The sequence below is a fragment of the Salmonella sp. NW177 genome (genome assembly GCF_051811585.1).
Classification (GTDB): domain Bacteria; phylum Pseudomonadota; class Gammaproteobacteria; order Enterobacterales; family Enterobacteriaceae; genus Salmonella; species Salmonella enterica.
The window spans coordinates 71,555-92,762 of sequence record NZ_JAMMZV010000006.1; the positions used below are offsets into that span (position 1 = coordinate 71,555).

Here is a 21,208-nt window from a genome sequence, read left to right on the forward strand (position 1 = left end):
CTTCCTGCCGCAGGGCAGGAAGGGCGATATCTCAGGAGACGTGCTGTAAAAATTCCTGTAAACGTGGGCTTGGCGGGTTTTCGATCAACGCCTGCGGACTGCCATCTTCGGCAATACGGCCTTTATCGATAAAAATCAGCCGTGAGGCGACTTTTTCGGCAAAGCCGATTTCGTGAGTGACAATGACCATGGTCATGCCTTCTTCCGCCAGATCCTGCATGACTTTCAGCACTTCATGGCGCAGTTCAGGGTCCAGAGCGGAGGTTGGCTCGTCAAAGAGCATCATTTTCGGCTTCACGGCCAGCGCTCGGGCAATGGCGACGCGCTGTTGTTGACCACCGGAAAGCTCGGAGGGGTAGTGGTGCGCCCGTTCCGCCAGTCCAACTTTCGCTAACAGAGCTTTCGCCTGTTTTTCCGCTTCTTCTTTCTTTACGCCGCGCACGCGCAGAGGACCGAACATCACGTTTTCGAGCGCGGTCAGATGCGGGAACAGATAAAACTGTTGAAACACCATGCCGGCTTCCTGGCGAATCAGCCGTTCGTCTACTTTAGGATCGTTAACTTTCAGACCATCGACAATCAGATCGCCGGAGGTGATCTCTTCCAGTTTATTGATACAGCGTAATAACGTGGATTTACCCGAACCGGAAGGGCCGATAATCACAACCACTTCGCCCTGACGGATGTTTAAATCAATGTTATGTAGCACCTGGGTGGGGCCAAAGTGCTTGGAGACGTTTTTAAATTCAATCACAGGATTTTCATCCTTCTTTCAAGACGACGCAAAATAAAGCTCAGTACCAGCGTAATGATCAAATAGAAGACGGCCACGGCGCTCCAGATTTCCAGGGCGCGAAAGTTACCGGCAATAATTTCCTGGCCCTGACGGGTCAGCTCGGCTACGCCGATAACAATAAACAACGAGGTGTCTTTGATGCTAATGATCCACTGGTTGCCCAGCGGCGGCAGCATACGGCGCAGAGCAAGCGGTAAAATAACATGGCGGATGGTTTCCCGGCGAGAAAGGCCCAGCGCCAGACCCGCTTCGCGAAAACCTTTGTGAATGGATAGTACTGCGCCACGAGTAATTTCCGCGATATAAGCGCCGGAGTTAATCATAATTGTCACGACCGCTGCGCTGAACGGATCAATACGCAAATCATTAAATGCCATCGGCAGGGCAAAGTAGATAAACATGACCTGGACAACGATGGGCGTGCCGCGAATAATTTCAATGAAAACCAGGGCGATGTGGTTGGCGAACCAGCCGCCAAACGTACGGGCAAAACCTGCCGCCAGTCCAATAACCAGGCCGCCAGCCAGACCGAGGACCGAGATCCACAGGGTCATTTTAGCGCCCTCAAGCAAAAGCGGAATGGCGGGCCAGATGGCGCTCCAGTCAAACTGCATATGTCGTTCCTGTTACCGTGGTGTAAATAGTCAAATGCTCTATCCGGCGCGGAAATGGCGTGAAAGTGTCTTATCCGTCACGGAAAAGAGCTGTAGGCCCGGTGAGCGTCCTCACTACCGGGCCACAAGCCAACATCAGGTTGTTTTATTTAGGTTCTGTACCGAACCATTTTTTGTAGATTTCGTTATAGGTGCCATTCTCACGCAGCGTTTTCAGCGCGCCGTTGACTTTCTCGCGCAGTTCATCGCTGCCTTTCGGGAAGGCAACTCCGTATTGCTGTGCTTCCAGCGATTCGCCTACCGCCTTGAACTGGCCGTTGCCTGCGGTTTTGATAAAGTACAGGATGTTCGGCGTATCGTGCAGAACAGCGTCTGCGCGGTTGGTGCCTAATTCCATGTACGCGTTATCAATGTTCGGGAACTGACGCAGGTCTTTAGTTTTGATGTTCGCTTTCGCGTAATCCACCGACCCGGTTCCGCTCTTCACGGCAACGACTTTGCCATCGAGGTCTTTAACGCTTTTAATATCGTTATTGTTGGCTTTCACCATCACGAGCAGACCGCTTTTGTAATAGCCATCGGAAAAGTCGATCGCTTTTTTACGCTCGTCCGTAATCGTAATACCCGCCAGCGCCAGATCGATATTTTTGGTTTGTAATGCCGGAATAATGCCGCTGAAATCCATCGGTTTCAGGGTGTAGTCCAGCTTCAGTTCTTTCGCGATAGCGTCCCACAGATCAACATCAAAACCGACGTATTTGTCGCCCTGTTTAAATTCAAACGGAACGAACGCCGTATCGGTTGCCACCACGAGTTTCTTATCCGCAGCGTGCGAAGACACCGCAAAAGCCAGGGTAAGTGCAGCCAGTGAAACTTTTAATAGAGACTTCATAGCATTTCCTTTTCTATCCACGGGGCGATCCCCTGCGAGAACATGTAGCGTAATGAAAAAATCATGCCAATTATGTAACTCATTGTTTTAACAGAAGCGTCAATCATTCCTGTGCACAATAAGTCGGGCAAAACCAGTATGCCGCACCGTTTTGGGGCACTGATTTAGTGCATGAATAACAACGTAGAGATACAGGGTCTATTTAGCGTAAAAATTGTTGTTAAAACAATCTTTAATTAACGATTGTGTGATGTAATTATTACAAATAATTCACTTTTATCGGAGGGGAGTACAAGACGTGTGCACTATTTAAGTGCAAAACCCCTGTGCCAGGCAGGGGTATAGGGATGACTTATATACCTGTGTACATCAAGTTGCAGGTGCGTTCGCTTCAGTTACCGACGGAAGTCAGGCTTCTGCGGATTCGCTGCGTTTGTACCCTCCTGCAACTCGAAGTATTCAGGGTAGAGATAGATTTATTCGATGTTGGATTCGATAAACCACAGGAATTTATCGAGGTCGCGTGATGCGGCGGTAAAGATATCGGCAGTGTCTTCATCTTTGGCTTCACCGATAGCTTTGCGAACATCATTAGCGACAACAGCGTAGCGATCGGCCAGTTCTTTTAAGTGATCCTGCACGTTATGGATATCGAGCGGATAGCTTTTCAGTGGAGTTTTGCTGTTGATAACTTGCGTGGTGCCTAACGCCACACCGCCAAGCTGTACGGCGCGCTCGGCCATAGTATCCAGATGATCGGTCAGTGCGGTACGGAAGCCATCCAGCATCTCATGAACGGCAATAAAGTTAGCACCGCGCATGTTCCAGTGGGCCTGTTTCGTGATCAGCGACAGGTCAATGAACTGGATCACCTGACGATTAAGCAACTCAACCGTCGCTTTTTTATCGCTCTCTGATACATCGTTACGGGTATAAAGCAGATTAGACGCTTTTGTTTTTACCAGTTTAGCGGTACTCATAATCTCATATCCTCTTGATGTTTGTGTCCCAGGTAATTAACGAAAATAAGTATAGCACCGGTTTTTAACTTTGCTTTTTTGAATTTACCTATCACTTTAATAGTACAGACAAGATTTAATATTTATTATGATTAAAAATCAATGGGTTAGATGGGTTTGCTGTTTGGTGGGTAATAATTCTCATTTTAATGTAAAAAATGAGAAAAAATATGACAAAAAATGACGAAGTAATAGCGCAATAATAAAAGGTGAATAAAGAGGTGATATTCTGCATGATTATGCACATCATGCAGAATAAGAAACTATTTTACGTCAACTTGTTTAATTTGCGGTTCGCGTCGAATCGTTAGGGTAGAACCCATTGAGGCGGCAATGATGGCGCACAGGGCCAGGATTTGTATGCCCGTAAGCGTTTCGCCCAGAAAAATCATCCCGGAAACGGCGGCCAGCGCGGGTTCCATGCTCATCAGCGTACCGAAGGTGCGGGTTGGCAGGCGCGTCAGTGCAATCATTTCCAGTGAATAAGGCAGCGCCGTAGAAAGCACAGCGACCGCTAACCCTAAGGGAAGAATCGACCAGTGCCATAGCGCGTCGCCAGCCTGAACTGCGCCAATCGGCACGAAAATGATGGCGGCAATCAGCGAGCCTACCGCCACCGTGGCCGGACCATGTTCCGCGCCTGCTCGCTGGCCGGTAAGAATATAGACAGCCCAACAGGCGCCAGCGCCGAGCGCTAACGCGGCCCCGGTAAGATCGACGTGAGACATATCTTGCCCTAATGGCAGCAGGAACCAGAGCCCAAGCACAGCCAGTACGACCCAAATAAAATCTACCGGCCGCCGGGATGAAAACAGCGCGACCGCCAGAGGACCGGTAAATTCCAGCGCGACCGCAATACCCAACGGCACCGTCTGAATCGACAGATAGAATAGATAGTTCATCCCGCCCAGCGACAGACCATAAAACAGTAAAGGCAGCCGCTGCTCTTTGGCAAAACGCAAACGCCAGGGTTTGAAAAAGGCGATAAGGATAAGCGTTCCCAACGCCAGACGAAGCGCCGTTACGCCCGGCGCGCCGACAAGAGGAAATAACGATTTCGCCAGTGAAGCGCCACTCTGAATAGAGGACATGGCAATGAGCAAAACCAAAATGGGCAACCAGACTGGTAGTTTACGTGTTGACCCCGGCATCCTTTCTCCTGTCAAAAAATGTCAGTACGAGTAAAGGTGGCAGTGTAATGGAAATTCCCCGCGGCGGTTGAGGATTCGTTGAAAAAAAATTTCCAGGATTCCATAAAATGAACTTAAATTGATGGATAAATAGACTGTTAGTTTAGGAATAATCTGGATGAATGTATCGCGCCGCACGCGCATTATTGGTGCAATCAGCCGGAAAAGTGATGTTAATTGAATAAGATAGCGCGATATGGAAACGTTCTGTTACATGAAAGGCGCCCTTAGACACCGTGAATCGCAAAGAGTTTCCCATTAATTTTTGATATATTTAAAACTTAGGACTTACTTGAAGCACATTTGAGGTGGTTATGAAAAAAATTGCATGTCTTTCAGCACTGGCCGCTGTTCTGGCTTTTTCCGCAGGTACTGCAGTAGCTGCTACTTCTACCGTTACCGGTGGTTACGCTCAGAGCGACGCGCAGGGCGTAGCGAATAAAATGAGCGGTTTTAACCTGAAGTATCGTTATGAGCAGGACGACAACCCGCTGGGCGTAATCGGTTCCTTCACCTACACCGAAAAAGATCGTACTAACGGTGCGGGCGATTACAACAAAGGTCAGTACTACGGCATCACTGCCGGCCCGGCTTACCGTCTGAACGATTGGGCGAGCATCTACGGTGTAGTCGGTGTGGGTTACGGTAAATTCCAGACGACCGATTACCCAACCTACAAACATGACACCAGCGATTATGGCTTCTCCTATGGCGCTGGTCTGCAATTCAACCCGATGGAAAATGTTGCTCTGGACTTCTCTTACGAGCAGAGCCGTATTCGTAGCGTTGACGTTGGCACCTGGATTGCTGGCGTGGGTTACCGCTTCTAATCACGTCGGTGAAAATGAAAAATCCGCCTTTCGGGGCGGATTTTTTTTGCCTGAAACGTGCATTATTTTAGTGAAAAAATATCGCTGCCCAGATGGTTATAGTCCACTTTTTGTAATTTGAAATTGGTGATATAAACGGGCCCGGCTTTCTGCTCGGAAATAAATCGATAGCGATTTTTGATCTCTTTAGCGCTAATTCCTGTCCATTGCGAGAAAAAACTCAGGAAATCGTTCGCAGAACGGCGAGCTTTAATGATCCGATGCGCTTTACTGTCGCTGGATAGCACCATAAACGGCACCTGGAAGTTTTGCTGGAATTTGTCGTCATGCGCCAGGTACTGTACCGCTTTGCCGCGCTCTTTAAACGCCAGCCCGTGATCGGAGAAATAGACGAGCGAAAAACTGTCGCCGCTATGACGAAGCTGAGTATAGAGCTGACGGAGCAAATCGTCGGTTTGCGTCATGGTGTATAAATAACAAGACGTCTCTTTCGACTGGACAAACGTCGCGTATTTTCCCTGAGTGCGGTCGCAGGCCTGGGGATGCGATCCCATTAAATGCAACACAATCAACTGCGGTTGCGTGCGTTCTGTCGCCAATACCTGCGCCGTCATGGTTAACAGCGCGTCGTCGCGAGTATTTTTATCCGCTTCAAAATCGCCGTTTTTCAGGAAATGCGCTTCATCGGCGCGTTTGGCGATACTGGCGATGGCCGTGTCGTATTCGCCGATTTGCCCCTGATTGGAAAACCACCATGTCTGAAAACCGGCGCGGTTAGCCAGCGTGACGAAGTTATCCTGATACTGCGGTTTGTTATCCACCACGCGATTGAGCGTTAAACCAAGCGATTTTTGCGTTGAGCCGCTGGCGGCGATGTAATCCATAAAGAAGTCGCCATTCACATGGCTGGCGAAGGGGGTATTATCCCAGTGGCCGCCGAAAGCGCCCATGGCATCCCGTCGCGCGCTTTCACCAATCACCACGACATAGATGTGATATCTGGGTTTCACCGCAGTAACCGTCCAGCTATCTTTTATGCCGGATAGCTGCGCCATACGGTGCTGCTCTTCAATGACTTCGTTGTTATTGACGATAACGTCTTTAGCGAAGCGAAAAACCGGATAGCCGGTATCAATAACCTTAAAAACGCCGCCCCACGCCAGATTTTGTACCGGCGCGACGAAAAATGCCGCGACGCTAATCAGCAGGCACAGGCTGTCGAGGCTATTCCAGCGCGGCCTGACCTCTTCTTTTCGGCGACGAAGCGCAATAATACCCAGCGCAAAAATAAAAAGTCCGGTCAGGTAGCTATACCACGGGAAGATGGTCAGGATTTCGCTCGACTCTTCCATATTGGTGGAGTGCAGCGCCAGCAGCGTATTAAAGTTCGGCGCGCCGTAAGCCTGTCCAAAGGGAAAATAGCAAGCGGCTACCAGCGAACAGATGCCGAGCAGCGCTTTTTGTCCGCGGGGCAGGTAGCGCCAGAGCAGCAGCAACAGGCAGGTAAACGCCGCGGTATAAAGCAGGCTAAAGGGGTAGCCGAGCGCGAGGTTAATCAGCAGCGACTGTAAAAAGTAGAGGCCCGCCCACGGGCTTACAGCCCGACGACGGGCGAGAAGTGAATCGATAAGGGTTGAATTCATATGCCACTATTGCAAAAACGCCATGTGCTAACCCTGGCGCGAAGGGTCATTACCTGCCTGATTATGCGTAAAAAAGGTATTGGGTTCGCAACGGCGAGTCGCAAAATATTCAGGGCTGCCAGAAGATAGAGCGTGCGGGTAAGAAGGTCAACCGCCGGAAAGAAAATGTTTTGCGAAGAGAATAGCAAAACCACAAAAAAACAGGGGAAATGGGCGCCATTTCCGTTGAGGATGCAAAATAAAGCGGCGTACCGCACCGCCGCCTTATTTCGTGGAAGGGTTATCCTGTTCCGGTTTGCCGTTGATCATATCGCACAACATAGAGAGCAGCATTAACCGGACTTTAAAGGGAGAGTGACTGAACACGCGTATACACCTCTTAAATTCGTTCATATAAACCTCCTGATGTTTCTATCCCATCGATCCGTGAGGGATGTCTGCATTACATACAGATATAGCACAGGCTATGTTTTATAGCTATTGCTAAAACGTTAATTTTTTGTGCCCGGACAACTCTGGTTTACAATGAGCGCTCTGTCAGCTGACGCGTTAACGCGTCACAGAAACGAGGAAGCAAAATGGGTCGTCGCGCAGGTACGCCAACAACAAAAAAAGTGACGCAATTGGTGAACGTAGAAGAACACGTTGAAGGATTTCGTCAGGTCAGAGAGGCGCATCGCCGTGAGTTGATAGACGATTACGTTGAGCTGATTTCCGATTTAATTATTGAGGTAGGGGAAGCGCGTCAGGTGGATATGGCGGCGCGGCTCGGCGTCTCCCAGCCGACTGTGGCCAAAATGCTTAAGCGCCTGGCATCGTTAGGATTTATTCAAATGATCCCCTGGCGCGGCGTTTTTCTGACGCCGGAAGGGGAGAAGCTGGCGCAGGAAAGCCGCGAGCGGCACCAAATTGTCGAAAATTTTTTACTGGTATTAGGCGTAAGTCCGGAGATCGCGCGTCGTGATGCGGAAGGGATGGAACACCATGTCAGCCAGGAGACATTGGATGCCTTTTTGGCCTTCACGCAACAGCATGGAACATCTGCAGAATGAGTCTGGCCTTTTTACGGGCGCTGCGGCGTGACCGTTTTTTTCAGTTGTTGATCATTGTGGGGATGGCGCTAAGCCTGTTTGTTCCTTTTGCGCCCCGCGCCTGGCCTGGCGCGATTGACTGGCACACCATTATTACCCTCAGTGGGTTAATGTTGCTCACTAAAGGCGTTGAGCTGAGCGGCTATTTTGATGTGCTGGGACGCAAGATGACGCGCCGATTTCATACCGAGCGGCAACTGGCGATGTTCCTGGTGCTGGCTGCGGCGGCGCTGTCGACCTTTCTGACAAACGATGTCGCGCTGTTTATCGTTGTGCCGCTGACGATAACATTAAAAAAACTGTGCGCGATTCCGGTCAACCGATTGATTATTTTTGAAGCGTTGGCGGTTAACGCCGGTTCGCTGCTGACGCCTGTCGGTAATCCGCAAAATATTCTGTTGTGGGGACGCTCCGGCTTAACCTTTGCTGAATTTAGCGGGCAAATGGCGCCGCTTGCCGTCATGATGATGCTGACGTTACTGCTCCTGTGCTGGTTTTGTTTTCCGGGTAGGGCGTTACAGTATCATACCGGTACGCGTTCGCCGCAGTGGCAGCCCCGTCTGGTGTGGAGTTGCCTGGCATTATATGTCGTTTTTCTTACCGCGCTGGAGCTCAGGCAAGAGTTATGGGGACTGGTGTTGGTGGCGGCTGGGTTTATTGTGCTGGCGCGCAGGGTGATAGTCAGCGTGGACTGGACGCTGCTGCTGGTATTTATGGCGATGTTTATTGATGTCCATCTGCTAACGCAATTGCCGGCGTTGCAGGGCGTTTTCAACCAGGTTGGCGCACTGTCTCACCTGGGACTTTGGCTAACCGCTATCGGCCTGTCGCAGGTTATCAGTAATGTGCCCAGTACCATTCTCCTGCTGAACTATGTACCGGCCTCGACGCTGCTGGCGTGGGCGGTGAATATCGGCGGGTTTGGTCTGCTGCCGGGGTCGCTGGCAAATCTTATTGCTTTACGGATGGCGAACGATCGCCGAATCTGGTGGCGATTTCATTTCTATTCGCTGCCGATGCTGGCATGGGCGGCGCTGGTGGGATATGGATTATTGCAACTGATGCTGTAAGAGAAGCCCGATAGTGTCTATCGGGCTTCGCAGGCAGAGTCTGTCAGTTCAGACGAACCGGCATCCCGGAACGATCCTGAACCGCCTGTTGTACGACGGTCTGATCAACGTCAGGCTCGTTGGTGACGGCCAGGATACTCTTATTAAGCGTGATCGGCACCGCTTCCTTACCTTCAAACTGCGCTTCCGTCGTTGACAGCGGGTTATGCACCTCAATGTAACGGCTACCGTCCGGCTCGGTGGTGGCTTTTACCGGTTCATCGATAAACTGCACGCGGGTACCGACCGGCACATTTTCAAACAGGAATTTGATATCGTCGTTGCGCAGACGTACGCAGCCGTGGCTCACGCGAAGCCCGATGCCGAAGTTGGCGTTGGTGCCGTGAATAGCATACAGGCGACCAATGTACAGCGCGTACAGGCCCATCGGGTTATCCGGGCCCGCAGGTACGACCGCAGGCAACGGCTCGCCGGCGGCGCGATATTCAGCGTGCATTTTTGCCGTAGGCGTCCAGGTCGGACCGGCTTTTTTACGTTCAACTTTGGTCGTCCAGTTGATAGGCGTGTCTTTACCTAACTGACCGATCCCAATCGGCAGGACGATAACGGTGTTTGTGCCTTTCGGGTAGTAATAGAGGCGCATTTCCGCGCTATTGATGATAATGCCTTCGTGTACGGTATCCGGCAGGATCAGCTGCTGCGGAATATTCAGCACGGTACCGCCCTTCGGCAGGAAGGTATCCACGCCCGGGTTGGCTTCCAGCATGTTGGAGAGCCCCATCTGATACTCCGCGGCAAAATACTCCAGCGGCTGGGTATTGCCCTCCGGAACGGTGATGACCTGATTTTGCCCAATTAAACGGCTACCATCGGTAGGCAGCGGGTAAGTGACTGCTGAGGCTGTTTTACAAAAACCAACTACAGCGAAAGCCGCCGCGAAAAGCGTTGTTAATTTCATATTCATGTTATGCGAGATTCTGTGCCAAGCAGGCTAGTAGGTTGAGAATTCTGTCATGTTGGGAGCGCATTATAGGTGCATTCCAGTAAACAGGGAATTCAGATGTGTACGAAATCACGTTTTTTTCCCTTACGGTTCAGTGTAGCCCTTTGTACAGGGCGCGATCTTATTTCAGACTTGTGGCATAATAAGCGGTTTGTCACATCTTTTTTCAGGATAAGCCTGTGTTAGTTTCCAGCAACGTTACCATGCAGTTCGGCAGTAAGCCGCTGTTCGAAAACATTTCCGTCAAATTTGGCGGCGGCAACCGTTACGGCCTGATCGGCGCCAACGGTAGCGGAAAGTCCACTTTTATGAAAATCCTCGGCGGCGACCTGGAGCCGACGCTGGGCAATGTTTCCCTCGATCCGAATGAGCGCATCGGTAAGCTGCGTCAGGACCAGTTCGCTTTTGAAACATTCACCGTACTTGATACTGTCATTATGGGGCATGGAGAACTGTGGGAAGTCAAGCAGGAGCGCGACCGTATCTACGCTTTGCCGGAAATGAGCGAAGAAGACGGCTATAAAGTCGCCGATCTGGAAGTAAAATACGGCGAGATGGACGGTTATTCCGCTGAGGCGCGCGCGGGCGAACTGCTGTTGGGGGTGGGCATCCCGCTGGAGCAGCATTACGGTCTGATGAGTGAAGTCGCGCCAGGCTGGAAATTGCGTGTGCTGCTGGCGCAGGCGTTATTCTCTAATCCGGACATCCTGTTGCTCGACGAACCGACCAACAACCTGGATATTGATACTATCCGTTGGCTGGAGCAGGTGCTGAACGAGCGCGATAGCACGATGATCATCATTTCGCACGACCGTCACTTCCTGAACATGGTTTGTACGCATATGGCGGATCTGGATTACGGCGACTTGCGCGTCTATCCGGGTAACTATGATGAGTATATGACGGCGGCGACCCAGGCGCGTGAACGTCTGTTGGCCGATAATGCGAAGAAAAAAGCGCAAATTGCCGAGCTGCAATCTTTTGTTAGCCGTTTTAGCGCCAATGCCTCTAAATCGCGTCAGGCAACGTCGCGCGCGCGGCAGATCGATAAAATCAAGCTGGAAGAGGTGAAAGCCTCCAGCCGTCAGAACCCGTTCATCCGTTTTGAGCAGGATAAAAAACTGTTCCGTAACGCTCTGGAAGTGGAGGCGCTGACGAAAGGTTTTGATAACGGTCCGCTGTTTAAAAATGTCAATTTGCTGCTCGAAGTCGGCGAGAAGCTGGCGGTACTCGGCACCAATGGCGTGGGTAAATCTACGCTGCTGAAGACGCTGGTTGGCGATCTGGACGCCGATCACGGCACCGTTAAATGGTCGGAAAACGCGCGTATTGGTTACTACGCGCAGGACCACGAATATGAATTCGAAAATGACCTGACGGTGTTTGAATGGATGAGTCAGTGGAAGCAGGAAGGCGACGACGAGCAGGCAGTGCGCAGTATTCTGGGCCGCCTGTTATTTAGCCAGGATGATATCAAAAAGCCTGCGAAAGTCCTTTCCGGTGGCGAGAAGGGCCGTATGCTGTTCGGCAAACTGATGATGCAAAAGCCGAATATCCTGATCATGGACGAACCGACTAACCACCTGGATATGGAGTCGATCGAATCGCTGAATATGGCGCTGGAGCTGTATCAGGGCACGCTGATCTTTGTTTCGCACGACCGTGAGTTCGTCAGCTCGCTGGCAACCCGCGTCATTGAAATTACGCCGGAGCGCGTGGTGGACTTCAGCGGCAACTACGACGATTATTTGCGTAGTAAAGGGATTGAAAGCTAAACACTGACGCCCGGTGGCGCTGTGCTTACCGGGCCTACGTATCCTGGCGCGTAGGTTCGGTAAGACGGGTGCGCCCAGGCAAAGGGCACACCGCAGGTGAGCGGGCAGGGCGGTACGACCGTCAAACGTCCATACCTAATGCCCGTTTACCGTGAATATTCAGATCGCGCAGCGTGAAGCGCCCTTCCCAGGTGGTTTCATAGTCCTCGCGCGGGAAATCGCCCGGTGATGCGCCTGTCTCCAGCGCCGCTTTCACCTTACGCGCATAGGCCAGGTTTTTCTCACACATTGGCGCGGCAGGAATGTACATCACATTGCCCCAGCCCTGCTGATTTTCGACGGGGGCGACGGAGTGGATGACATCGCAATGCCACCACACGGAATCCCCGGCTTCCAGTGGCGGAATGCTGGTTAACGCCGCCATCAGTAAAGGATGCCACTGTTCAGAAATCGGCAGCACCCGGCCCGGCGCGACGCCGCATAATTCATCTTCCGGGACATCATCCAGCAGCGGGCGCAGCAGAATATACGCCATCGCCTCCGGGATAGGGACGACATGAAGCAACCCCTGACCGGGCAGCATATCGGAGAGCGCGGTCCAGCCCTGGAAGGTGCGAAATACCGAGCATTTTGTGGTGTTATCCACCGTATACTCTTCAACTTCGGTACGGTGCGCCGCATTCCACGGATCGTACTGCTCGACGTTGCCGTTAAACACGCTGGCGAATACCTGCTGATAGGCTGGCAGCAGCCAGCGTTCCAGCGCGCCGGAGTCGGTATGCGCTCCCAGTCCTTTGGATGTGGTGCCCGGCGGGCGGCGACGGATGCGATCCGGATAAATGATGCTGATATCCGGATTAAACCATCGCTTGCCGTCGTGCTCTACCTGCCACAGACGGTTGAGGAACGACTGCGCCAGCGCCATCTCTTCACTTTGGCGGGCCTGCATTTGCGCCTGCGACCAGTAGACAGGATAGATTTCAGGCCGGGAGGCGCTCAGCGTACCGAAAAAATTATCCCCCGGTCCTTTATACACCTCGTCAAAATGGTTCTTGTCCAGATAGTCGAGCATCGACTGGTCCCATGCCAGCGCCTGTTCGCGTGGAAAATGACCTTTAATCACCGCGCACCCGCGGCGCTTAACCTCGGCGCGGGTGGCATCGCTAATGTTGCCCATCGCCAGTTCGCTAAAAGGGATAATTGGCCATACCGGCTGTCCCTGTGCCTTCAGATCGTTAATTTCCGCCACCCGGGCTGCTATGGTGGCGCTCAAACGGTCGAACACCGCCTGTACGTCGCCGATTTGCGCGCGTAGCGCCTGCTTCATCTGACGAATGGCCGCTTTTGGGTCGGCGGGCAGCGTTTCGTGGGTAAAAGGAGTTGTCATATCAACCTCATCATCTTTCGTTCGAAAGTAAAATTAGTTACATGTGATACTTTAAGTTAAAATAAGGTTAATGCAAGTTTAAAATATTGCAGGGGCGCACAAAGAGGGAAGCGAGAGGAAAACGTAAGGTGGCCAGGACGTCTTAATGTCTTATGCGGCTATTCCTTTCGTTCAGCCACTTTTCATTCGAAATAAATTTGTGGTTCTGCTCACATTGTTATTAAAATGTTTCTGGTCGCAGTTACAGCCAGGAGCTTAAGTATGACCGTTAACGTTGTCGTTACCGATATGGACGGCACTTTTCTCGACGATGCCAAGCAGTACGATCGTGTACGCTTCATGGCGCAATACCAGGAACTGAAAAAACGTAATATCGAATTTGTGGTCGCCAGCGGTAATCAGTACTACCAGTTGATCTCCTTCTTCCCCGAGCTGAAAGACGAAATTTCCTTTGTCGCAGAAAATGGCGCGCTGGTATATGAACATGGCAAACAGTTGTTTCACGGGGAGCTAACCCGGCATGAATCGCGTATTGTGATTGGCGAACTGCTGAAGGATAAGCAGCTTAACTTCGTCGCCTGTGGTCTGAAAAGCGCTTATGTCAGCAAAAACGCTCCCGAGGCTTTCGTGGCGCTGATGGCCAAACATTATCACCGTCTGCAGCCGGTAAACGATTATCACGACATTGACGATATCCTGTTTAAGTTCTCCCTGAATTTGCCTGATGAACAAATTCCGCTGGTTATCGACAAACTGCACGTATCTCTGGATGGCATCATGAAGCCCGTCACCAGCGGCTTCGGTTTTATCGACCTGATTATCCCGGGACTGCATAAAGCGAATGGCATCAGTCGTCTGTTAAAGCGCTGGAACAGATCGCCACAGAATGTCGTCGCCATTGGCGACAGCGGTAATGATGCGGAAATGTTGAAAATGGCGCATTACTCTTTTGCCATGGGCAATGCCGCAGACAATATCAAAGCGCTTTCACGTTATCACACTGATGATAATAACCATCAAGGCGCGCTCAACGTCATTCAGGCCGTGCTTGACGGCACCGATCCCTTCTGATTAACAGGCCTGCGTAGGCCTGTTAAACGTAGCGCCATCAGGCAGTTCGGACATATTGCCGATGGCGCCAGGGAAAATTACAGCATATGTTCGGTACGGGCGATGATATCGTCCTGCGCATCCGGCGACAGCGCGGTGAAGAAGGCGGAGTAGCCTGCCACACGCACGACCAGATCGCGGTACTGGTCCGGATGTTTTTTCGCATCCAGCAGCGTTTCGCGTGACACGATGTTGTACTGGATATGCCAGCCTTTATGCACCTCAAAGAACGTCCGTAGCAGAACCATCAGTTTCTGTTTGTCGGATTCGTTTTCCAGCGTCGTTGGGTTCAGTTTCTGATTGAGCAGCACGCCGCCGAGAATGGAACCGGTAGGTAATTTGCCTACGGAACCAATCACTGCCGTCGGGCCGAGATGATCCGTACCCGATGCAGGGCTTGCGCCTTCCGCCAGCGGCGTATGCGCTTTGCGACCATCCGGGGTAGCCATAGTCGCGGCGCCAAACGGCACGTTTGCTGAGATAGAGGACGTACCGGCGTAATAGTTGCCGCCGACAGGGCCACGACCGTAGCGCGGGTTATGATATTGCTTCAGCTCATCAATATAGGTCTGATAAGCGCGCGCCAGCAGGGTATCGACGGTATCATCGTCGTTGCCGTACTTCGGCGCGCCGTTAATCAGACGCTGGCGCAGCTGCTCATGGGTCAGCCCGTCAAAGTCATCGGCCAGCGCGGCGGCAAGCTGCTGTTGACCGATAACGCCCTGTTCGAAGACCAGTTTTTTCACGGCGGCGAGGCTGTTGCCCAGGTTGGCGATACCGACCTGAAGACCGGATACCCAGTCATATTTAGCGCCGCCTTGCTTGATACTCTTCGCGCGTTCAATACAGTCATCTACCAGCGCTGAGCAGAGAATATCGTGGACGTTCTCTTCCAGCATGGTGTCGACCACATACTCAATTTCGATCGATTTGCGCGTGTAGTAGCGAATTTGGGTATCCCAGGCGGCCATCACTTCGTCAAAATTGTTAAAGTTGCCTGCGGAGAGCGCCTTTTCCTGCGGCAGAAATACCTTGCCGCTGGTGGCGTCGCGACCGCCTTCCAGCGCCGCCAGCATGACGCGGGCGAAGTTAATAAAGCTCATGCCGGTGCAGCGATAACCCCATTTCCCGCCGACGGCGGTTTCGATACAGCCGATCGCCGCGTAATCGTAAGCGTCCTGTGGTTCGATCCCCAACTTGATAAATTCCGGGATGACGATTTCATCATTGTTAAACGCCGGCATCCCAAAGCCGCAGCGGATGACCTGGACGCAGGCGTCAAGGAAATCGTTACTCATTCCGGCGTGATAACGCACACTGAGGTTGGGCTGGGTAGAACGCAAACGTCCGCAGGACTCCAGAATAGCGTAAGACAGCGGATTCACTGCGTCCATTGGCTGACCGTTGATAAGATTCTGACCGCCAATGGTGACGTTTTGATACAGCGGGCTGCCCGCGGAAGCTTTAGAGTGCGAACCGGAGCGGATCTTGTTTACTTCCAGCAGTTTCAGCCAGCAGCTGTGCAGCAGTTCAATGGCGTGCTCACGATCCAGCGTCTGGTCTAGTTCGACATCGCGACGATAATAGGGGTAAAGATACTGGTCCATACGACCAAATGACACCGAGTGACCGTTAGACTCAATTTGTAGAATCAGTTGGATGAAGTAGCACAATTGCAGTGCTTGCCAGAAGGTCTGCGGCGGTTGGTGGGCGATCACCTCGCAGTTTTCCGCGATGGTAAGTAGCTCTTTACGACGGCTTTCACGGGACTCTTCGCCCGCCATCTGGCGCGCCAGCGCGGCAAAGCGCGTGATGTGCTGGCTTACCGCGTCCAGCACAATATCAATCGCCTTCAGGAACTGCTCGCCATGCAGATCTTCCAGCACGGTCAGGTTGATGCGTGAGCGGCGCTCGGCGACTTTATCGCGCAGGCCATCAAGCCCTTTTTCCAGCAGTAGCGGGAAGTTCACCGCCAGGTGCGCATCGCCGGAGGTCATATTGCCTTCGGCTTTGATAATGCCAGTCGCCAGAAGCTCTTTTTGTTCATCGGTAAACATGCCGTAGCAGCGATCCTGGACGGTTTGACCGCGCCACCACGGACAGACGTCGTGCAGAATACGTTTGTTTTCTTCACTGACGGAAAAACCTGCGCCGGGCCGGTCTGCCAGGTCGTCGATCTCTTTTTCAATCCACGAGACGGTATATTCCGGGAAAATCGGCGCGGCGCGGACTTCACTTGCCTGGTTGCCGACGATCAGTTCATCGTGTTTTATCCAGATAGTGCGTTCCGCCAGGTGATGGGCCAGCGCCAGCGCGCGGCGTACCGGAATCGGTTTATCCAGATGCTGCTGATACATTTCGGTATAATGCTGCGCGCGTTCGGTACAGACCGGCGGTTTCACGATATGTACCAGCGCGGTTTTGTGCGCCTTAATGCGGTCACTGAGCGTGTCCAGTTTCAGTTGGGTCATGATAATTATCCTCGTAGGGTCACGGTTAAACCTTTTTGGCAGGCGTACTTCTGGGCAAAATCAAGTAACGCCGGCGCATCCAGTGGTTTATCCGGGGCATGATAGGGCTGACTGAGTAAGTGGTATTTATTGATGCCCAGCGTGTGGTAGGGCAGAAAATGAATTTCCCCGACGTGCAGTTCGTCGGCGGCAAAGTCGGTAATGGCTTTAATGGTCTCCTTATCGGCATTAAATCCCTGAATCAGCGGGACGCGAATCACCATTTTTTTGCCCGCGGCGGCGAGTTTCCTGAGATTTTCCAGCACCCGCGAGGCGCTACCATCGGTCCACTGCTTAAACGGCCCGTCGGCGACATGTTTCAAATCAGCCAGAAACAGATCGATATAAGGCAGTGAGGGCGCAATGTATTTCCATGGAACATGCAGACAGGTCTCAACCGCTGTATGAATACCGGCGTCATGGCTGGCTTTAAACAGCTCTGCCGCCAGTTCCGGCTGCATAAACGGTTCGCCGCCGGAAAGCGTAAGACCGCCGCCGCTGCGATCGTAAAAAGGTTTATCGCGCAGTACCGTCGCCATGATCTCATCCACGCTTTTTATTTCGCCGCACACGGTTAACGCCTGTGTGGGGCAGCAATGCGCCAGGACTGAAAAATGGGCGTCGGTCAGTTTTTCGCGATGGATGAGCAGGCCGTTTAGCGCGCGCTCAATGACGTCCGGCGCGGCTTGCGCGCACAGGTCGCATCCTTCGAGACACAGCCGCGCGTCGTATAACAGATCCTGAGCGCGGGCGCGGCTTTCCGGGTTCTGGCACCAGCGACAGCCCAACGAACAGCCTTTGAGAAATACTACGGTACGGATACCGGGGCCATCGTGGGTAGAATAGCGCTGAATATTGAAGATCATAAACGGCCTCTCTTATTTCATATAAAGATTAAATTACTTTCGAATGAAAGTTGTCTTGATGTGCGTCAACGAATGGAGAGGTTCTGACAAAGAGGCGTTAAATGAGGTACAACATCACGGTTTGAGGCTGTGATATGGCGTTTAAGATGATGCCGCGCTGCTTGAGCCGATCGTCAGTCGGAGCTTGGGTAAGCTGGCTTTGCGTCTGATGACAGTAATTATCTGTTGATACAGCACGGCCATAAACCGTGCTTTGGTATGTTTATCCGTAAAGTGGCTACTGTCCGCAGACTTCACAGCCGGGGTTGCGCATTAACTTCATTTCGCGGAACTGACAGGTCATCGCATCGTACATGACGATTTTTCCGCTGGCAGGCTGACCGTAATGCGCCAGCAGCTTAATGGCCTCCATTGCCTGTAGCGAACCGATCACGCCAATCAGCGGCGCCATCACCCCTGCCTCTACGCAGGTCAGAGCGTTTTCGCCAAACAGACGGCTCAGGCAGCGGTAACAGGGTTCGTTTTCCCGATACGTAAAGACGGTAACTTGTCCTTCCATACGAATTGCCGCGCCGGAGATTAGCGGCACTTTCGCGGTATAGCACCCGGCGTTAAGTTGATTACGTACGCTAACGTTATCAGTACAGTCCAGTACCAGCGAATGCCCGGCAATCAGGCTGGTCATAGCGTCGTCGTCCAGCCGCGCGTTAACGGGCGTAATGGTAATATGCGGGTTGATTCGCGCCAGCGCGTCGCGGGCGGACTCAACCTTTGGCTGCCCGACCGTGGCGTCGCTGTGCAAGGTTTGACGCTGGAGATTGGAAACGGAAACGGTATCAAAATCGAGTAGCGTCAGTTGCCCGACGCCAGCGCCGGCCAGATACTGCGTTGCCGCGCAGCCGAGTCCGCCCAGCCCGACCACTAATACCCGCGCCTCTTTTAACGCTTCCTGCCCTTCAAAATCGAAGCCGCGCAGAATAATTTGTCGGTTATAGCGCAGCATCTCCTGGTCGCTAAGTTCCGCCATTACAGGCCTCCGAACAGAGCATTAAACGGCTCGACTTCCACCCATTCTCCCGGCTCAACATTGCCGCGTTCACGCTCCAGCACAATAAAGCAGTTGCCCAGACTAAACGAGCTAAAAATATGTGAACCCTGGTGTCCGGTGGTCGTGACCTCCAGTTCGCCGTTGGCGCTACGTTGCAGGATGCCGCGCTGGAAATCGAGACGCCCCGGCGTTTTCTTCAGGCGAGATGTTGTGCGTACACGCTGGCGCGGCGGTACAGCGCTTGCCGTGTTGCCGCCAAGCTTCGCCAGTAAGGGCTGAACCAGTTGATAAAACGTGAGCGCCGCAGAGACTGGATTCCCCGGCAGGCCACAGAACCAGCTATTACTGAGTTTGCCGAAGGCAAACGGTTTGCCTGGTTTGATAGCCAGCTTCCAGAAGGCGATTTCGCCCAGCTCCTCAAGGATGGTTTTGGTATAGTCCGCTTCACCAACCGAGACGCCGCCGGAGCTTATCACTACATCGGCCTGGCTGTCGGCGTCGATAAATGCGGCGCGAAGCTTACCGGGATCGTCAGGAATAATGCCTAAATTGATCACTTCGCAGCCAAGCTGTTGCAGCATCAAATGTATAGTTAGACGGTTAGTGTCATAAATTTGTCCCGCCTCCAGCGGCTGGCCCGGAAGCTGGAGCTCGTCGCCGGTCGAGAACAGCGCTACGCGCACTTTACGTACAACCTGCGCATCGGCAATTCCCAGCGACGCCAGCACCGGCAGTTCGGCAGTAGTCAGGCGCGTACCGGCCGGAAAGACCACCGCATCCTGGCGAATATCCTCGCCGCGGCGGCGGATGTTTTGTCCGCAACGAACATCGGCGGTAAAACGCACGCCGTCATCGGTTTGTTCCGTCTGCTCTTGCATAACTACCGCCTCGCAACCTGTCGGCACCGGGGCGCCGGTCATAATGCGAATGCAGGTGCCCGCAGGCCACTCTCCCTGGTAAGGCTGACCGGCAAATGCTTTGCCGGCGACGGGCAGCGGCTTATCGGCGGACAAATCCGCCACGCGTACCGCATAACCATCCATAGCTGAATTATCAAAGCCGGGGACATCGAGGGGAGAAACGATATCGGTCGCCAGGATGCGGCCAAAGCAGTTCACCAGCGGCAACGTTTCTACGGCGGTGAGCGGGGTAATACGTGAAAGCATCTGGGTCAGCGCTGTTTCAAGCGGCATCAATCCGGCGGAAAATTCCATGAACATACTCCTGCGAGGCAAAATCGAATCCGGCTATTATGTCAGAAAACAGTGGCGGGCAGTATGCTACCTCGGTCTTAGAGACGGCCTTGCGCCTTTACATACCTTACGCATCTTTCTATATTCAAAAATCGAATGAATAACTCACAACAATTCTGATAGTTATAGTAAAAGTTGTGTGCCACCGTTAATGGACCCTAAAAATGAATAAAGCAGTGATTGCGATTCACGGCGGCGCAGGCGCGATTGCTCGCGCGCAAATGAGCCATGAGCAGGAGCTACGCTATATCCAGGCGCTGTCAGAGATTGTCGAAAGCGGGCAAAAGATGCTGGAAGCGGGTGACAGCGCGCTTGATGTAGTGACGGAAGCGGTGCGCCTGCTGGAAGCGTGTCCGCTCTTCAATGCGGGTATCGGCGCGGTCTATACCCGAGACGGGACTCATGAACTGGATGCCTGCGTGATGGACGGCAATACCCTGAAAGCCGGAGCCGTCGCGGGCGTGAGTCATGTTCGCCATCCTGTGCTCGCCGCCAGACTGGTGATGGAGCGCAGCCCGCATGTACTCATGGTGGGGGAAGGGGCGGAAAACTTTGCCTTTTCACAGGGGATGGCGCGCGTTTCGCCGGATATCTTTTCCACCCCGGCGCGTTACGAGCAATTGCTGGCGGCGCGTGCGGCGGGCGAAATGGCGCTCGATCACAGCGGCGCGCCGCTGGACGAAACGAAAAAAATGGGTACAGTCGGCGCGGTGGCGCGGGATAAATTCGGCAATCTGGCGGCGGCAACGTCTACCGGCGGGATGACCAATAAATTGCCCGGGCGCGTCGGCGACAGCCCGCTGGTCGGCGCCGGGTGTTATGCCAACAACGCCAGCGTCGCCGTTTCCTGTACCGGAACGGGAGAGGTCTTTATTCGCACGCTCGCGGCTTACGATATCGCCGCATTGATGGAATATGGCGGACTCAGCCTTGCCGACGCCTGCGAGCGCGTGGTGATGGAAAAATTACCGGCGCTGGGCGGCAGCGGTGGATTAATCGCCGTTGATCACGAAGGTAATGTCGCGTTGCCGTTTAACAGCGAAGGGATGTATCGCGCCTGGGGATATGCCGGGGATACGCCTACCACAGGAATTTACCGGGAATAAGGAGC

At 52.8% G+C, this 21,208-nt stretch carries 19 protein-coding genes; 6 read left to right on the plus strand and 13 right to left on the minus strand.

The window, feature by feature from the left end:
* Nucleotides 1-31: 31 nt before the first annotated feature.
* The 5 genes from glnQ to rhtA all read right to left on the minus strand — a co-directional run bounded on the left by glnQ (nt 32) and on the right by rhtA (nt 4,472).
* Complete coding sequence (glnQ, locus tag NA986_RS16990; RefSeq protein WP_000569093.1) at nt 32-754, minus strand: glutamine ABC transporter ATP-binding protein GlnQ; 723 nt, start codon at nt 752-754, stop codon at nt 32-34.
* Nucleotides 751-1,410, minus strand: a complete 660-nt coding sequence (gene glnP / locus NA986_RS16995) for a glutamine ABC transporter permease GlnP (protein ID WP_001159076.1) — start codon at nt 1,408-1,410, stop codon at nt 751-753. The genes glnQ and glnP overlap by 4 nt, the downstream gene beginning before the upstream one ends.
* Before the next feature lie 145 nt (nt 1,411-1,555).
* Nucleotides 1,556-2,302, minus strand: coding sequence for a glutamine ABC transporter substrate-binding protein GlnH (gene glnH, locus NA986_RS17000; protein WP_000838671.1), 747 nt, complete (start codon nt 2,300-2,302; stop codon nt 1,556-1,558).
* A 476-nt stretch (nt 2,303-2,778) separates the two neighbouring features.
* Entirely contained in the window at nt 2,779-3,282 is a 504-nt protein-coding gene (gene dps, locus NA986_RS17005; RefSeq protein WP_000100805.1) for a DNA starvation/stationary phase protection protein Dps, read from the minus strand.
* 302 nt (nt 3,283-3,584) lie between these two features.
* A complete protein-coding gene (gene rhtA / locus NA986_RS17010; protein ID WP_001119554.1) occupies nt 3,585-4,472 on the minus strand; it encodes a threonine/homoserine exporter RhtA in 888 nt (295 codons plus the stop codon).
* A gap of 353 nt (nt 4,473-4,825) precedes the next feature.
* On the opposite strand from rhtA, the gene ompX reads away from it, so the two are divergent.
* Nucleotides 4,826-5,341: an outer membrane protein OmpX gene (gene ompX / locus NA986_RS17015; RefSeq protein WP_000716763.1), complete on the plus strand. Its 516-nt coding sequence runs from the start codon at nt 4,826-4,828 to the stop codon at nt 5,339-5,341.
* A gap of 62 nt (nt 5,342-5,403) precedes the next feature.
* Here the strand turns inward: ompX and NA986_RS17020 are convergent, their stop codons facing one another.
* Together NA986_RS17020 and mntS are read right to left on the minus strand one after the other, a co-directional pair.
* Nucleotides 5,404-6,984 carry a phosphoethanolamine transferase gene (locus tag NA986_RS17020; protein WP_001089327.1) on the minus strand — a complete coding sequence of 527 codons (1,581 nt, stop codon included), beginning with the start codon at nt 6,982-6,984 and terminating at the stop codon, nt 5,404-5,406.
* A 264-nt stretch (nt 6,985-7,248) separates the two neighbouring features.
* Nucleotides 7,249-7,377 carry a manganase accumulation protein MntS gene (mntS, locus tag NA986_RS17025; RefSeq protein WP_001001755.1) on the minus strand — a complete coding sequence of 43 codons (129 nt, stop codon included), beginning with the start codon at nt 7,375-7,377 and terminating at the stop codon, nt 7,249-7,251.
* Between the two features lie 185 nt (nt 7,378-7,562).
* Between mntS and mntR the strand changes: the two genes are divergently transcribed.
* A complete protein-coding gene (gene mntR / locus NA986_RS17030) occupies nt 7,563-8,036 on the plus strand; it encodes a manganese-binding transcriptional regulator MntR (RefSeq protein WP_000533542.1) in 474 nt (157 codons plus the stop codon).
* On the plus strand, nt 8,033-9,145 hold the full coding sequence (locus NA986_RS17035; RefSeq protein ID WP_020898580.1) for an anion transporter: 1,113 nt from the start codon (nt 8,033-8,035) through the stop codon (nt 9,143-9,145). The genes mntR and NA986_RS17035 overlap by 4 nt, the downstream gene beginning before the upstream one ends.
* Nucleotides 9,146-9,188: 43 nt before the next feature.
* Here NA986_RS17035 and ldtB read toward each other — a convergent pair whose 3' ends face one another.
* Nucleotides 9,189-10,109 carry a L,D-transpeptidase gene (gene ldtB / locus NA986_RS17040; RefSeq protein WP_001056404.1) on the minus strand — a complete coding sequence of 307 codons (921 nt, stop codon included), beginning with the start codon at nt 10,107-10,109 and terminating at the stop codon, nt 9,189-9,191.
* 218 nt (nt 10,110-10,327) lie between these two features.
* On the opposite strand from ldtB, the gene NA986_RS17045 reads away from it, so the two are divergent.
* Nucleotides 10,328-11,923 carry an ABC-F family ATPase gene (locus tag NA986_RS17045; RefSeq protein WP_000961480.1) on the plus strand — a complete coding sequence of 532 codons (1,596 nt, stop codon included), beginning with the start codon at nt 10,328-10,330 and terminating at the stop codon, nt 11,921-11,923.
* Nucleotides 11,924-12,044: 121 nt separating this feature from the next.
* On the opposite strand, the gene NA986_RS17050 is transcribed toward NA986_RS17045, so the two are convergent.
* Nucleotides 12,045-13,310 (minus strand): DUF1479 domain-containing protein, encoded by a 1,266-nt coding sequence (locus NA986_RS17050; RefSeq protein WP_001586229.1) that lies wholly within the window; start codon nt 13,308-13,310, stop codon nt 12,045-12,047.
* A gap of 261 nt (nt 13,311-13,571) precedes the next feature.
* Between NA986_RS17050 and NA986_RS17055 the strand changes: the two genes are divergently transcribed.
* On the plus strand, nt 13,572-14,381 hold the full coding sequence (locus NA986_RS17055) for a Cof-type HAD-IIB family hydrolase (protein WP_000217907.1): 810 nt from the start codon (nt 13,572-13,574) through the stop codon (nt 14,379-14,381).
* Nucleotides 14,382-14,458: 77 nt separating this feature from the next.
* On the opposite strand, the gene NA986_RS17060 is transcribed toward NA986_RS17055, so the two are convergent.
* The 4 genes from NA986_RS17060 to moeA form a co-directional block, all read right to left on the minus strand.
* A complete protein-coding gene (locus NA986_RS17060; RefSeq protein WP_023181379.1) occupies nt 14,459-16,891 on the minus strand; it encodes a glycyl radical protein in 2,433 nt (810 codons plus the stop codon).
* A gap of 5 nt (nt 16,892-16,896) precedes the next feature.
* On the minus strand, nt 16,897-17,796 hold the full coding sequence (locus NA986_RS17065) for a glycyl-radical enzyme activating protein (RefSeq protein WP_023216249.1): 900 nt from the start codon (nt 17,794-17,796) through the stop codon (nt 16,897-16,899).
* A gap of 277 nt (nt 17,797-18,073) precedes the next feature.
* Nucleotides 18,074-18,823: a molybdopterin-synthase adenylyltransferase MoeB gene (gene moeB / locus NA986_RS17070; RefSeq protein WP_000829286.1), complete on the minus strand. Its 750-nt coding sequence runs from the start codon at nt 18,821-18,823 to the stop codon at nt 18,074-18,076.
* Nucleotides 18,823-20,058, minus strand: a complete 1,236-nt coding sequence (moeA, locus tag NA986_RS17075) for a molybdopterin molybdotransferase MoeA (protein ID WP_001522974.1) — start codon at nt 20,056-20,058, stop codon at nt 18,823-18,825. Before moeA ends, moeB begins: the two co-directional genes overlap by 1 nt.
* 203 nt (nt 20,059-20,261) lie before the next feature.
* On the opposite strand from moeA, the gene iaaA reads away from it, so the two are divergent.
* The gene (gene iaaA / locus NA986_RS17080) at nt 20,262-21,203 is read left to right on the plus strand and encodes a beta-aspartyl-peptidase (protein WP_001030503.1); all 942 of its coding nucleotides are present in this window, start codon (nt 20,262-20,264) and stop codon (nt 21,201-21,203) included.
* The last annotated feature ends 5 nt before the right edge of the window (nt 21,204-21,208 follow it).

What these genes read in the sequence shown, in the direction of transcription:
- NA986_RS17035 (WP_020898580.1), top strand. Translation starts at nt 8,033, where the DNA reads ATGAGTCTGGCCTTTTTACGGGCGCTGCGGCGTGACCGTTTTTTTCAG.
- glnH (WP_000838671.1), bottom strand. Translation starts at nt 2,302, where the DNA reads ATGAAGTCTCTATTAAAAGTTTCACTGGCTGCACTTACCCTGGCTTTT.
- NA986_RS17065 (WP_023216249.1), bottom strand. Translation starts at nt 17,796, where the DNA reads ATGATCTTCAATATTCAGCGCTATTCTACCCACGATGGCCCCGGTATC.
- moeB (WP_000829286.1), bottom strand. Translation starts at nt 18,823, where the DNA reads ATGGCGGAACTTAGCGACCAGGAGATGCTGCGCTATAACCGACAAATT.
- dps (WP_000100805.1), bottom strand. Translation starts at nt 3,282, where the DNA reads ATGAGTACCGCTAAACTGGTAAAAACAAAAGCGTCTAATCTGCTTTAT.
- NA986_RS17050 (WP_001586229.1), bottom strand. Translation starts at nt 13,310, where the DNA reads ATGACAACTCCTTTTACCCACGAAACGCTGCCCGCCGACCCAAAAGCG.
- ldtB (WP_001056404.1), bottom strand. Translation starts at nt 10,109, where the DNA reads ATGAATATGAAATTAACAACGCTTTTCGCGGCGGCTTTCGCTGTAGTT.
- iaaA (WP_001030503.1), top strand. Translation starts at nt 20,262, where the DNA reads ATGAATAAAGCAGTGATTGCGATTCACGGCGGCGCAGGCGCGATTGCT.
- NA986_RS17060 (WP_023181379.1), bottom strand. Translation starts at nt 16,891, where the DNA reads ATGACCCAACTGAAACTGGACACGCTCAGTGACCGCATTAAGGCGCAC.
- moeA (WP_001522974.1), bottom strand. Translation starts at nt 20,058, where the DNA reads ATGGAATTTTCCGCCGGATTGATGCCGCTTGAAACAGCGCTGACCCAG.
- mntS (WP_001001755.1), bottom strand. Translation starts at nt 7,377, where the DNA reads ATGAACGAATTTAAGAGGTGTATACGCGTGTTCAGTCACTCTCCCTTT.
- mntR (WP_000533542.1), top strand. Translation starts at nt 7,563, where the DNA reads ATGGGTCGTCGCGCAGGTACGCCAACAACAAAAAAAGTGACGCAATTG.
- NA986_RS17055 (WP_000217907.1), top strand. Translation starts at nt 13,572, where the DNA reads ATGACCGTTAACGTTGTCGTTACCGATATGGACGGCACTTTTCTCGAC.
- glnP (WP_001159076.1), bottom strand. Translation starts at nt 1,410, where the DNA reads ATGCAGTTTGACTGGAGCGCCATCTGGCCCGCCATTCCGCTTTTGCTT.
- ompX (WP_000716763.1), top strand. Translation starts at nt 4,826, where the DNA reads ATGAAAAAAATTGCATGTCTTTCAGCACTGGCCGCTGTTCTGGCTTTT.
- NA986_RS17020 (WP_001089327.1), bottom strand. Translation starts at nt 6,984, where the DNA reads ATGAATTCAACCCTTATCGATTCACTTCTCGCCCGTCGTCGGGCTGTA.
- rhtA (WP_001119554.1), bottom strand. Translation starts at nt 4,472, where the DNA reads ATGCCGGGGTCAACACGTAAACTACCAGTCTGGTTGCCCATTTTGGTT.